The sequence below is a fragment of the Pseudomonas pichavaramensis genome (assembly GCF_050473265.1).
GTDB lineage: Bacteria > Pseudomonadota > Gammaproteobacteria > Pseudomonadales > Pseudomonadaceae > Aquipseudomonas.
In genome coordinates this window covers 111,769-124,093 of record NZ_JBJKFJ010000002.1, presented here as the reverse complement: position 1 = coordinate 124,093, position 12,325 = coordinate 111,769, and the positions used below count along the sequence as shown (strand labels likewise).

Sequence of the window (12,325 nt, the reverse complement as noted above, 5' to 3'; positions counted from 1 at the left end):
GCTGGCCTGCTGCAGGTCAGCAGTGCGTTAGGCACGCATCCCTGACCTGCAGTTTCACCCTTCAGTCCAGTCGATATTCGGTACCGATCACCTCGGGATCGAACGGTGTGCGGGCGAACACGCGGCGCAGCATCGGCTCGAAGTGGCTCAGCGGCGGGGTGGGATAGTCCGGGTCGAAGGAGGCCTGATCCCAGCGCTCGCAGAAGTCCACGCAGCTCTGATAGAACGGGTGATCCTTGTAGCGCTCGCGCTCGTAGCGGTCACCGCCGTAGTGGTGGATGTAGTAGTAGTTCTGGAACAGGCCGTGGTGGTGCACCACCCAGGTCACTTCGCTGCGCACGTAGGGGCGGATGATGCTCGCCGCGTACTGCGAGTGGTTGTAGGGCGCCAGGCTGTCGCCGAGGTCGTGCAGCAGGGCGCCGACGATCATGTCCTCGTCGGCACCGTCGGCCTCGGCGCGGGCGGCCGATTGCAGCGAGTGTTCGAGGCGGTTGAGCTTGTAGCCGCTGAGGGTGTTGGCCGAGTCTTCCAGGGCCTTGAGCAGGCGGTCGACCAGGCCGGTGTTGTAGTCCTGTTCGAGGCGCTCGAGGAAGTGGTACTCCTCGGCGGTGCCGGCTTTCATTTCGGTGAAGTTCACGGTTTGCATGCTTATGCCTCGGAGTTGGCCAATGCTTTGAGGGTGCTGGCGAAGCGTTCACGCGGGCCATCGAGATCGATGTAGCAGCCCTGCAGGTGACGATGCCCTTCGCTGGGGTCGTAGGCGGTGCGGCCGTGCAGCACACGGCTGTTGTCGAACAGCATCAGCTCGCCGGCTTCGAGGCGAAAACGCAGTTCGTACTCGGGGTCGCTGAACAGCTGGCCGAGGCGCTGGCGGGCCTTGTGGTAGTGGCGCAGGGCCTCGGCGGGCAGCAGCGGCAGGCCGTCCAGGCGCGGGCTGTAGTGCACGCCGAGGGTGCGGCCGCTGGCGTCGGTGTTGATCACCGGGCGCTGGGTGATCAGCTCGGTGCCCTTGTCGACGAAGCGGTACTGCACGGCGATGTCGCACAGCTGGCGGTAGCCCTGCGGGTCTTCCGCGGCGAGCTGGTTGACCACGCTGACGCTGTCGACCAGGGTCGACAGGCCGCCCGAGGTTTCGTTGATCAGGCAGTGCAGCAGCTGGATGCCCGGCACCGGGTCGCGGTAGGGGTTGTCGGTATGCGGGCCGAGGAACACCGAGCGGTAGGCCAGATCGTTGCCGTCCGGGCGCGAGTAGACCTCGAAGTAACGACCGAAGTTGGTCTCCTTGATGTAGCCGAACTTGCGCCCGACTTCGAGCACGCTTTCTGCCTCGCAAGGCACGTTGTAGAGCACGATGAAACCGTAGGTCAGGTAGGCCTCGAGCGCGGCGCGGAAGGCCTGCGGCTGCTCCATCTGCAGCCAGTCGACGCGCACCCGGTTCATGTCCAGGCTGCTGTCCCAGGCCTGCGCCTCGGGGAAGGGCGAGCGGCCGAAGATATCCTGGCTGAGGATATCGAAGTCATACAGAGCGCGGTGCGCGTCGCTGAAGGTCAGCCAGGCCTGGCTTTCGCCCACCGGCTCCAGGGCGCTGACGCTGATCAGCGGGTCGATGCCGTGGGAGTCGAACAGGCGCTGCTGGGTCATGGCCTCCAGCTGCGTCGGGTCCGGGCTGCGCTCGCGCAGCCAGAGGGCCGGCAGCTCGATCTGAGCGTCGGGGGAGAGGAAGGTCAGGCCACCGGTTGCCGGGTCTTGCGCGATGGAGTAGTTGCTCATGGTGGTATCTCGATGCGGTGGAATGACGAGGCCGGTTACAGGTTGTCGCTGTTGCGCTGCAGCACGAGGATGCGCGACAGCAGCTCGTCGCGGTCCATGTAGCAGCCGCGCAGGTGACGCAGGCCGCTGGTCTGGTCGAAGGCCTGGCGCGCGTGCATGGTGCGGCGGTTGTCGAAGCACCACATTTCGCCGGCGTTGAGGCGCTGGCTGACGATGAAGGCCGGGTCGCGGGTCAGGCTGCTGAAGCGGCGGTAGGCGCGGTAGAAGGCGGCCATGTCGCTGCTTTGCACATCGAAGGGCGCGCGCAGCCAGTTGGCCAGGCGGATTTCGCTGATTTCGCCGCGGGCATCCAGGCCGATGATCGGTGCCAGGCTGCGGTAGTCGCTCTGCGGCGCCTTGTTGCGGAAGCTGACCGGGGTCTGAGTGAGCAGGCGGAAGTCTTCCGGGTACTGATCGCGCAGGCGCTGGGCGATGGCGAAGCCGTCGACGAAGGTGCTCTCGCCGCCGGTGGCGTCGTTGACCAGGCAGTGCAGGAACTGCAGCCCCGGTTGCAGTTCGCGGGTCGGCAGGTCGGTGTGGTGCGGCAGCTCCAGCGAGGTGTAGGCGTTGGTGTTGACCGCCTCGACCTTGGTGCGCACCTCGAACACCACGCCGAAGTTGCTCTCGCGGATAAAGGAGATGCGATGGGCCACCTGCTCCATGATCTCTTCGCCGGTGGGCATGTTGACCAGGCGCGACAGGCCGACATCGCGGGCGGCCAGCAGCCATTGCAGCAGGGCCTTGTCCTCGCTCATCACCGCCTTGAAGTCGAAGGTGGGGATCGGCAGGTCGGCCATCCAGGTCTGCACGGTGCGCTGTTCGGCCTGGCGCTCGGCCCGCGAGGCGGCGTCATAGCTGTGGCTGCGCAGCCAGCCGGCGCCGTACAGGCTCTGGTGGCCGTCTTCCCAGGTGACGGCCAGATCGTTGTTCTGGGTCAGCTGCACCTGCTGCGGCTTGAGGTCTTCCGGCACGTCGACGATCTCGAACACCTGCTCGCGGGTGACCGGGTGCACGCATTGCGCGCACTGGCAGTTATCGCGCAGCCACTGGTAGTGGTAGAGGCTGTCGAGGTCATCGCTCCAGCGCACGGCGACGGCGTCTTGCTGCGCCTGGGCGCTGAGCAACAGGTGGTCGGTGCTGAAGCTTCTCCAGTCGGAGGCAAACTGTTCTTCACTGCTGGCTTTGGGGATTGCGCTCATGAGGGTCTCCGCCGGGGTGGGCCGATTCGGTGGTGATTAACGGGAAGAGGGCAGGCCGATGGTGCGGCCGATGAACTCGGGGCGTGGGCGCAGGCGGTGGGCCTGGGCGATGGTGTCGATGTGCGGGGCGACCGAGGCGGCGAAGGGCGCCGATTTCGGTCCGGCCATGGCCACGTTCAGCCACATCTGCTCGGCGGCTGCGCAGACAGTTTCATCACCCTGCACGTTGAGGGTGAAGGCCAGGTGCAGACGCTTGGCGTCGGCCTCGATCAGCTGGAAGCGCACCTCGACGATCTGCCCCAGCTTCACTTCCTGCAGGTACAGCAGGTGGCATTCGAGGGTGAACATCGAGTGGCCGCTGCTGGCGCGGCCGGCTTCGTCGAGGCCGATGCGCGCCATCAGGTTGTCGCCGGCGAGGCTGAACAGGTAGAGGTAGAAGGCGTCGCGCAGGTGGCCGTTGTAATCGGTCCACTCGGCGATGATCGGCCCGCTCCAGAGGATGTCGTCAGCTTGTTGCATGGCGGTTTCCTTAATCGTTGATGCCGTGGCGGGCCTTGACCGTGGCGATGGTGCTCTGCAGGGCCTGCAGGCAGTCGTCGCGGTAGCGTTCCATGGCGGCGATGCTGTGGCCGCCGAGCAGCGGTTCGGAGCCTTCGACGATGCGGTCGAGCAGGGTGTCGGTCAGCTCCGGCGCTTCCAGGTAGGTCCAGGGCAGCTTCAGCGCCGGGCCGAACTGCTGCATGAAGTGGCGCATGCCCTGATTGCCGCCGGCCAGCGAGAAGGTCAGGAAGGAGCCCATGAAGGCCCAGCGCAGGCCGCAGCCGAAGCGCACCGCGTCATCGATTTCGCTCGGCGTGGCGACGCCGTCGTTGATCATGTGCAGGGCCTCGCGCCACATCGACTCCATCAGCCGGTCGGCGATAAATCCCGGCACCTCCTGGCGCACCCGCAGCGGCTTCATGCCCAGGCTGCGGAACAGCTCGGTCGCGGCGTCGAGGGTTTCGCTGCTGGTGTCCTTGCCGCCGACGATTTCCACCAGCGGCAGCAGGTACACCGGGTTGAACGGGTGCACCACCAGGCAGCGTTCGGGGTGCCGGGCGTTGACGTAGAAGTCGCTGGGCAGCAGGCCCGAGGTGGACGAGGCGATCAGCGCGTCGGCTGGCGCGGCCGCGCTGATCTGCGCATGCAGTTCGATCTTCAGGGCGAGGTTTTCCGGCGCGCTTTCCTGCACCAGGTCGACGTCGGTCACGCAGGCTTCAACGGTGCTGCAGAAGCTCAGGTTGGCCAGTGCCTGCTGCAGGCTCACGCCGCAGCCGTCGAGTACTTCCCAGGCGGTCTGCAGGCGGGCATGCATGGCGCTTTCGGCGTCGGCGGACGGGTCCCAGACGCGCACCTGCAGGCCGTTGGCGAGGAAGCGTGCGGCCCAGCCGCAGCCGATGACACCCGCGCCGATCAGGGCAACCGTTTTCACTTGAGTACGCATGGCTATCTCTCCGGGCAGCCCGCTGCGGGCTGCCACAACACGGCGATGGGGGTCAGATCAGGTTGAGGGTCTTGCGTGCTTCGGCCGGGGTCTGCACCGTGGCGCCCATGTTGTGCACCAGGCTGACGACCCGCTCGACCAGGCTGCCGTTGCTGGCGTAAACGCCCTTGTCGAGCCAGATGTTGTCTTCCAGGCCAACCCGCACATGGCCACCGAGCAGCATCGATTGCGCCGCCATCGGCATCTGCATGCGGCCGATGCCGAAGGCCGACCACTGGCAGCCAGCGGGCAGGTTGTCGACCATCGCCTTCATGGTCGAGGTGTCGGCCGGCGCGCCCCACGGGATGCCCAGGCACAGCTGGAACATCGGGTCGACCAGCAGGCCCTCGGCGAGCATCTGCTTGGCGAACCACAGGTGACCGGTGTCGAAGATTTCCAGCTCGGCCTTCACTCCCAGCTCGGTGATGCGCTTGGCGCCGGCGCGCAGTTGCGGCGGGGTGGCCACATAGATGGTGTCGCCGTCGCCGAAGTTGAGGGTGCCGCAGTCGAGGGTGCAGATATCCGGGCGCAGTTCGTCGACGTGCACCAGGCGCTCCAGCGGGCCGACCAGGTCGGTTGAGCTGCCGAAGTTCATCGGCGTTTCGCCCTGGCCGATCTCCAGGTCACCGCCCATGCCGCCGGTGAGGTTGACCACGATGTCCACGCCGCTGTCGCGGATGCGCTGCATCAGTTCGCGGTACAGCGCCGGGTCGCGGCTCGGCTTGCCGGTTTCGGGATCACGCACATGGCAGTGAACGATGCTGGCACCGGCGTTGGCGGCCTCGATGGCGGCCTCGGCAATCTGCTGCGGGGTTACCGGAATCGCCGGGTGTTTGCCTACGGTATCGCCGGCACCGGTCAATGCGCAGGTCACGATCACATGTCTATTCACGGTATTAACTCCAGGTGTTCTATTCGCAAGGTTTACTGTTTTTAAGGCGCAATGTCGTGCGCAGAAAAAGTTTTATCTTTATCTGTTTTTAGTTGTTCGGTCTTTGGTCTTTTTAGGATTTATTTATTGCGTGGTTTGCTTGATTTTTATTGCGTTGCTTTCACTCAGGTTCTGGCCTTTCTGAATTTTCTGACGCATTGGCTCAGATCATCAGCTGAATATCGCTAATGTTTTTTGAATATTCAGAAGCTGCTCTTGTACGTCTACGCAGTGCCGCGTCCTGTTATCCATTGAGTGCTAGGTTAGTCGTGCCGAAGGGGATGAATACCGTAAAAAAGCGTCGCGAAATCGAAGTTTTACGACTTTCGTGCTGGAGCTGGCCGGCGCCTTGCATCAAGATGAGCTCACTGCTCTGGAGGTATTGTGTGGCCCAGCTTTTCGCGTTTCTTCTGATCCCCGGTTTTTCCATGATGGATTTCGCCTCGGCAGCCGAGCCTCTGCGTTCGGCCAACCGCATGGGCGGAGACCTCTATCGCTGGCGTACGCTGAGTCAGGATGGCCTGCCGGTGCCCGCGAGCAATGGCATGTCGATCGCCGTCGACGGCGGCCTGGAAGACCTGGCCGAGGGCGACATGCTGTTTGTCGTTGCCACCTACGAGCCGCTGGCGGAGCTGACTGCCGCTTTGCTGCCCTGGTTACGACGCCAGGATCGCCTGGGCGTTACGCTGGGTGGTGTGGACACGGGCGCCTTCGTGCTGGCGCACGCCGGTCTGATGAACGGGGTGCGCATGACGGTGCACTGGGAGGCCATCGATGCCCTGATCGAGAGCTATCCGGATCTGCAGGTCAGTCATGAGCTGTTCGAGATCGATGGCCGTCGTGTCACCTCGGCAGGTGGTACGTCATCGATGGACCTGATGCTCGAGCTGATCGCCAAGGATCACGGCGCCGAGCTGGCGATGAAGGTCTGTGAGCAGTTCGTTCACGGCAAGATCCGCGCCCGGCGTGATCAGCAGCGCCTGGCCGTGCCGCACCGCTACAACCTGCAGAATAGGAAGCTGCAGGCGGTGATCGAGCGCATCGAGCAGAACATCGACAAGGACCTGAGCATCGAGGAACTGGCCAGTGGTGTGTGCATCACCCGCCGCCAGCTGGAGCGTCTGTTCCGCACCGAACTGGACGAGTCACCCGCAGAATTCCGACAACGCTTGCGCCTGGACAAGGCGCGCCAGCTGCTGCAACAGAGTGACCTGTGCATCATGCAGGTGAGCATGGCTTGCGGATATGACTCGCCTTCTTATTTCGCGCGTTGTTATCGCGAGCGTTTCTCCAGAACGCCACGGCAAGATCGAGCCGTATTAACAGGCCGTGTAGTGGATAATTGATTCTGTCTCTCTGTGTGATGTTTTTATATTGACATTGACGCTCTTCTGCGATTCTCTAAATACAGTTTTTGTTTTATCAGTGCGCGAGAAGTGCTGAGTCTTTAGTTATCGAGAGGACGTCATGAGCGGTAATAAGCGTTATTCGGATGAAGAGTGGCAGGCGCGTTGTGAGTTGGCAGCGCTGTATAGAATGATCGCGCACTTTCGCATGACCGATCTGATCGATACGCATATCAGCTTGCGCGTGCCTGGGCCGGAACATCGCTTTCTGATCAACCGTTACGGTGTGCTGTTCGACCACATGCGCGCCAGCGACCTGGTGCTGATCGACCAGCACGGTCGTGCCGTCGATGGGCAGGACGCGGCCCTGGAAGTCAACGCCGCCGGCTTCACCATCCATTCGGCCGTGCACATGGCGCGCGCCGACATGAACTGCGTGATCCACACCCACACCGCAGCCGGCATGGCCGTGTCGGCTCAGGAGCAGGGCCTGCTGCCGATCACTCAGCACGCGCTGAAGTTCTACGGCAAGCTCAGCTATCACACCTATGAGGGCGTGGCGCTGTGTCTGGATGAGCGCGAACGGCTGGTGGCCGACCTCGGCAGCAACCGCGCGATGATCCTGCGCAACCATGGCCTGCTGGCGGGCGGGCGCAACGTCGCCGAGGCCTTCCATGAGATCCACTTTCTCGAGCGCGCCTGCCAGGCGCAGATTCAGGCGCTGGCCGGTGGCAGCAAGCTGCTGTTCCCGTCCGAAGAAGTCTGCCGGCTGACGGCCAGCCAGTTCACCGATGATGACGAAGGCATGCGCATCATCCAGATGGCCTGGGATGCAGCACTGAAACTGATTGCCGCGCAGCGTGACGAGTACTGCTCGTGACACGCCTGGTGCTGCTCAGCCAGGACGATGATCTGGGTGAGCTGCAGCTGGCACTGGAGGCACGCGCCAGCGGTCTCTGCAGCATTCATCGGGCAGATGACCCACTGGCTGCGCACGCCGAGGTGGCGGTGTGCTGGAACCCGCCGCCCGGATCGCTCGGCGCGTTGCCGCAGTTGCGCCTGATCCATTCTATTGCTGCAGGTGTCGATCACCTAGCCAGCGATCCCAGTCGGCCGCCGGTAGCGACCTGCCGTGTGGTCGATCCGGATCTGCGCCAGGGCATGGCCGAGTACGTGATCTGGGGCGTGCTGCATCATTTTCGCCGTTTCGATGAGGTGCTGCAGCGCCAGCCACACCGCAAGTGGCAGGTGCCGGCTCAACAGCGAGCCAGCGACTGGCGCATCGGCGTGCTCGGCCTCGGCGAGCTGGGCGGCCATGTTGCCCGGCAACTGGCCGGACTGGGTTTTGCCGTGCGCGGCTGGTCGCGCTCGGCCAAGGTCATCGAGGGCGTCAGCTGCTGGGCCGGTAACGAGCAACTGGCAGCCTTTGCCGATGGCCTCGATTGCCTGATCTGCCTGCTACCGCTGACCGAAGAAAGCCAAGGCATTCTCGACACCGAGCTGTTCGCACGCCTGCGCCCCGGCGCCGTGCTGATCAACCCAGGGCGCGGCGGTCATCTACAGCGTGCTGACCTGATACGCGCCCTGGACAGCGGCCAATTGCGCGCGGCGCTGCTCGATGCCTTCGAGGAGGAGCCGCTGCCGGCCGCTGACCCGCTCTGGCGCACGGCGGGCGTTACCATCACCCCGCATATGGCGTCGAGCGCCTCGAGCGAGGTAATCGCCAAGCAGGTGCTGGCCAATGTGCGGCGTATGCAGGCAGGGCAGCAACTGTTCAACCAGGTTGATCCTGATCTCGGCTACTGATCGGGCAGGTACGCGCCGCAAGGCATTGGGAGGCGGTGTGGGAGCGATAGGGGAGGTGCGTTCGAATCCCGTGCTGCGAGGCGCTGCGTTGTGTGCCTTGTCGTGCATGCTGTTCGCCATTCAGGACGCCACCATCAAGTGGCTGGTGGCCGATCATTCGGTGTTCGAGGTGCTGTTCTGGCGCAGTGCTTTCGTGCTCTGCGCCTGCTTCGCCTGGGGGCGCAGCGGGCTGTTCCTGAGTGCGCTGCGAGCGTCGGCACGCTGGCTGATGCTGTGGCGTGCGCTGATCGCCTGTGGCGCCTGGCTGCTGTATTACACGGGCGCCAAGGAAGTCAGCCTGGCGCAGATGTCGACCCTGTATTTTTCCGCGCCGATCATCGTTACCGTACTGGCGATCTTTCTGCTGGGTGAGCGCGCCGGCCTGTTGCAGTGGTTGATCATTCTGTTCGGTTTCGCGGGCGTGGTAGTCGCCAGCCAGCCAGGCGCGTTCAGCGGTTCGCTGGCCACCGGGATGATTCTCGTGGCAGCCGTGCTCTGGGCCTACGGCTTCATCCTGATTCGCAAGCAGGCCAGCCTGATGCCTCTGCTAGAACAGGTGCTGCTGACCAATCTGGTGTTCCTGCTGCTGATGGCCACAGCGCTGCCCTGGCATTGGAGTGAGAGCTCCTGGCAGAGCATGCTGCTGATGCTCTGTGTCGGTGTGTGCGGTGGTGCGGCGCAGTTGCTGCTGTTCAGCAGTTTCGCCCAGGCGCCCGCCAGTATCCTTGCGCCTTTCGAGTACACCGGCCTGGTCTGGGCATTCCTGCTGTCCTGGCTGATCTGGGGCGATGTGCCCAGCCTGCAGCTGATTATTGGCGCCTGCCTGATTGCGTTGAGCGGTATTGCCGGTGTCTATGTCGCAGCCAGGCAGGGCCGATAAGCGTCTCAGCCCTCAGTCCATTGCCAGCACATGGCGGCCGATCAGGCTGCCCTTGTGCATGGCATCGAGGAGCTGATTGATATCCTCCAGTTTCGCGCGGGTCACGCTGGCCTGCACCTTGCCGCGTACGGCGAAGGCGATGGCTTCGTCCAGATCCTGGCGTGTACCGACGCTGGAGCCGCGAATGCTCAGCTCCCAGCCGGCGATAGCCGAAATCGAGGCGCGGATGATATCTGCGTCGCCGCCCGGCAGGCCGACGAACACCGTGGTTCCACCTGGGCGCAGCATGCCGATGGATTGTTCGAAGGCCTGGGTAGCGACGGCGGTGACCAGGGCTGCATGCACCCCGCCAGGCACCTGTTCACGCAACGATTCGACCGCCCCCTGGCGGGCATCGACGGTGACTTCGGCGCCATGCTCACGGGCCAGCGCCAGCTTGCCTGGATCGACGTCGACGGCGGCGACGCGCAGGCCCATTGCGACCGCGTACTGCACCGCCACATGACCGAGGCCGCCGGCGCCAATGATCGCGATCCATTGTCCGGGCTGAGCGCCACTGCGCTTGATTCCCCGGTAGGTGGTGACGCCTGCGCAGAGGATCGGCGCCAGTGCGTGGAGGTCGGCGTCTGCCGGAACGCGGGCGACGAATGCGGCTGGTGCGATCATGTATTCGGCATAGCCGCCGGGTTTGCTGTAACCGGTGGATTCGGCCGCCGGACAGATGGTTTCCATCCCGGCCAGGCAGAACTCGCAGGTGCCGCAGGCGCTGTACATCCAGGGCACGCCGACCGCGTCGCCGACTTCGAAGTGGCTGACGCCAGGGCCGCAACTGGCGATGTGCCCGGTGACTTCGTGGCCGGGGATCAAGGGCAGGTTGGGTTGGTCGGCCCAGTCACCGTGTACGGCGTGCAGGTCGCTGTGGCATACCCCGCAGGCGCTGACTCTGATCAGTACTTCGCCGTGCCCGGGTGTGGGGATCTCCAGGTTTTCTATGTGCAGAGGTGCGCCGATCTCGCGCAGAACGGCGGCCTTCATGGTTTTTCGCATGGTATGAGGACTCTGTGTTCGATGAGCTCGAATAAAAAAGCCATCGGCAGACTGTGCTCGCCGATGGCTCTTGAGGTACGTGGCAGGTTGGCCCGCCTGGCGTCATTGGCGGGCGACGATGTGCGAGGTGTCACCGCCGGAGAAGGTGCTCACCCCAGCCAGCCATTGCTTGGTCTGTTCGGGGTTGTTGGCAATAAAGTCCTTGGCAACGGCCATGGGGCTTTCCTTGTTCATGATGCGCTGCATCATGGCCGACTCCTGGGCACTGGTGAATTGCAGGTTCTGCAGGAGTCGCTCGACATTCGGGCACTGCTCGGCGTAATCCGGGCGCGTCACGGTCCAGACCGTCGCTTTACCGTCCTTGGGACCGAGCACATCGTCGCTGTCACCCAGGTAGGTGATGTCGAAGTTCATGTTCATCGGGTGCGGCTTCCAGCCGAGGAACACGATCGGCGCCTTGCGTCTGTCGGCTCGCGTTACGGCGCTGAGCATGCCGGCCTCGCCCGACTCGATCAGCTTGAACCCGGCCAGGTTGAACTGGTTCTTGTCGATCATTTCCTTGAGGCGGCTGTTGACGTCGGTCCCCGGGTCGATGCCATAGATGCGGCCATCGAGCTCATCCTTGAATCGATGAATGTCGGAGAAGGTCTTCAGTCCCTTCTCGGCCAGCCAGGTCGGGACTGCCAGGGTCATCTGCCCGTCGGCCAGGTTGGGCTGGTCAGAGACTTTCAGCTCCTTTCTCTCCAGGAAGGGGGCGATGGTCTGGTCGGTGGACGGGCTCCAGTAACCGAGAAAGGCGTCCAGGCGCTTGTCTTTGATGGCGCTGAAGATGATGGGCTGGGAGGCTGAGGTTTCCTTGGTTTCATAGCCAAGCTGTTGCAGCAGCGTCTTGGCGACGGCGGTTGTCGCTTCAAGGTCCGTCCAGTTCATCATGCCGAAGCGAACGGTTTTGCAGGATTCTGCGTCGGCGGCCTGCACTGCCTGGCACGCCAGGGCCAGCGTGCTGATCGCGGTTATTGTTTTCAGGGTTTTCGAAAGGCTGATCATGCGGGTCATGCGTGGGGTTCTCCGGCAAGGCAAAACGGAGACAGATTTTTAAAATACGTATCCGATTTCATTCTTTTTCTGAGCCGATCGATGATCTGACTCAGGGCTCCACTCTGCGGTGACGTCTTTAAGTTATTAAACCGCTCGGGTTGAAAACCAGAAAAATACGGCATTGACGCATACAACTGCGACATTGGCGCACCGTAAATTGCCCCCGATTAGCTGCCTGAGGCCATTGTCGACGGGGCTGGGCCGTAGCGCAGCAGTCAAGCGAGAGAGCGCTGCGGATAGGTCAGCGTGATTGTGCGGTAAGCAGCAGGGCGTAGCCCAGGGCGCAAAGTCCCCAGCCGAGCCAGGGCGAAAACAGCGCTCGCCACAGCCAGTGGCGGGGGCTGAAACCTACGGCATGGATGAAGGCGCAGGACACGCCCCACATCACCAGCATCAGCAGTGAGTGGCTGTAGCGGCCCTGGCTGTCGAGCATGGCTGCGGGGTGGATCAGCAGGATCAGCGCCATGGGTGTCGCCAGCAGCCAGGAGAGCGCGCGCAGAGGCGCGCGCTCGCTCAGAACGCTGTCACTCATGTGCGTTCTCGGTGTCGAGATCCTGGGTGGTTTCCAGCCACAGCGCGTTGATGATGCCGAAGCTGCAGGCCAGCAGGACGCCGAGAATCCAGGTGAAGTACCACATCGCGTTTCTC

General features: G+C 63.5%; 14 protein-coding genes. 4 read left to right on the top strand and 10 right to left on the bottom strand.

The features are described from left to right. Window positions 1-61 precede the first annotated feature (61 nt). The 6 genes from ACJRW5_RS04085 to cdhC are packed head-to-tail and all read right to left on the bottom strand — an operon-like array spanning window position 62 to window position 5,422. On the bottom strand, window positions 62-646 hold the full coding sequence (locus ACJRW5_RS04085; protein ID WP_484569256.1) for an HD domain-containing protein: 585 nt from the start codon (window positions 644-646) through the stop codon (window positions 62-64). A 2-nt stretch (window positions 647-648) separates the two neighbouring features. Further along, window positions 649-1,770 carry a TauD/TfdA family dioxygenase gene (locus ACJRW5_RS04080; protein ID WP_484569255.1) on the bottom strand — a complete coding sequence of 374 codons (1,122 nt, stop codon included), beginning with the start codon at window positions 1,768-1,770 and terminating at the stop codon, window positions 649-651. A 35-nt stretch (window positions 1,771-1,805) separates the two neighbouring features. Further along, a complete protein-coding gene (locus ACJRW5_RS04075; RefSeq protein ID WP_484569254.1) occupies window positions 1,806-3,008 on the bottom strand; it encodes a gamma-butyrobetaine dioxygenase in 1,203 nt (400 codons plus the stop codon). A 36-nt stretch (window positions 3,009-3,044) separates the two neighbouring features. Further along, window positions 3,045-3,527, bottom strand: coding sequence for a thioesterase family protein (locus ACJRW5_RS04070; RefSeq protein WP_484569253.1), 483 nt, complete (start codon window positions 3,525-3,527; stop codon window positions 3,045-3,047). 10 nt (window positions 3,528-3,537) lie between these two features. Further along, the gene (locus ACJRW5_RS04065) at window positions 3,538-4,497 is read right to left on the bottom strand and encodes an L-carnitine dehydrogenase (protein ID WP_484569570.1); all 960 of its coding nucleotides are present in this window, start codon (window positions 4,495-4,497) and stop codon (window positions 3,538-3,540) included. A 46-nt stretch (window positions 4,498-4,543) separates the two neighbouring features. After that, a complete protein-coding gene (cdhC, locus tag ACJRW5_RS04060; RefSeq protein ID WP_484569252.1) occupies window positions 4,544-5,422 on the bottom strand; it encodes a 3-dehydrocarnitine:acetyl-CoA trimethylamine transferase CdhC in 879 nt (292 codons plus the stop codon). A gap of 425 nt (window positions 5,423-5,847) precedes the next feature. On the opposite strand from cdhC, the gene ACJRW5_RS04055 reads away from it, so the two are divergent. The 4 genes from ACJRW5_RS04055 to ACJRW5_RS04040 all read left to right on the top strand — a co-directional run bounded on the left by ACJRW5_RS04055 (window position 5,848) and on the right by ACJRW5_RS04040 (window position 9,532). Beyond that, window positions 5,848-6,807: a GlxA family transcriptional regulator gene (locus ACJRW5_RS04055; RefSeq protein ID WP_484569251.1), complete on the top strand. Its 960-nt coding sequence runs from the start codon at window positions 5,848-5,850 to the stop codon at window positions 6,805-6,807. Window positions 6,808-6,928: 121 nt separating this feature from the next. Beyond that, window positions 6,929-7,687, top strand: coding sequence for a class II aldolase/adducin family protein (locus ACJRW5_RS04050; protein ID WP_484569250.1), 759 nt, complete (start codon window positions 6,929-6,931; stop codon window positions 7,685-7,687). After that, window positions 7,684-8,613: a 2-hydroxyacid dehydrogenase gene (locus tag ACJRW5_RS04045; RefSeq protein WP_484569249.1), complete on the top strand. Its 930-nt coding sequence runs from the start codon at window positions 7,684-7,686 to the stop codon at window positions 8,611-8,613. Before ACJRW5_RS04050 ends, ACJRW5_RS04045 begins: the two co-directional genes overlap by 4 nt. A gap of 55 nt (window positions 8,614-8,668) precedes the next feature. Next, window positions 8,669-9,532, top strand: a complete 864-nt coding sequence (locus tag ACJRW5_RS04040; protein ID WP_484569248.1) for a DMT family transporter — start codon at window positions 8,669-8,671, stop codon at window positions 9,530-9,532. A gap of 12 nt (window positions 9,533-9,544) precedes the next feature. On the opposite strand, the gene ACJRW5_RS04035 is transcribed toward ACJRW5_RS04040, so the two are convergent. From ACJRW5_RS04035 to cydX, 4 genes are all read right to left on the bottom strand, one after another. Continuing rightward, window positions 9,545-10,567, bottom strand: a complete 1,023-nt coding sequence (locus ACJRW5_RS04035; RefSeq protein ID WP_484569247.1) for a zinc-dependent alcohol dehydrogenase — start codon at window positions 10,565-10,567, stop codon at window positions 9,545-9,547. A gap of 114 nt (window positions 10,568-10,681) precedes the next feature. Then, window positions 10,682-11,635 carry a choline ABC transporter substrate-binding protein gene (gene choX / locus ACJRW5_RS04030; RefSeq protein WP_484569246.1) on the bottom strand — a complete coding sequence of 318 codons (954 nt, stop codon included), beginning with the start codon at window positions 11,633-11,635 and terminating at the stop codon, window positions 10,682-10,684. 283 nt (window positions 11,636-11,918) lie between these two features. Further along, a complete protein-coding gene (locus tag ACJRW5_RS04025) occupies window positions 11,919-12,209 on the bottom strand; it encodes a cyd operon YbgE family protein (RefSeq protein WP_484569245.1) in 291 nt (96 codons plus the stop codon). After that, entirely contained in the window at window positions 12,202-12,315 is a 114-nt protein-coding gene (gene cydX / locus ACJRW5_RS04020) for a cytochrome bd-I oxidase subunit CydX (RefSeq protein WP_484569244.1), read from the bottom strand. The genes ACJRW5_RS04025 and cydX overlap by 8 nt, the downstream gene beginning before the upstream one ends. Window positions 12,316-12,325: the final 10 nt, after the last annotated feature.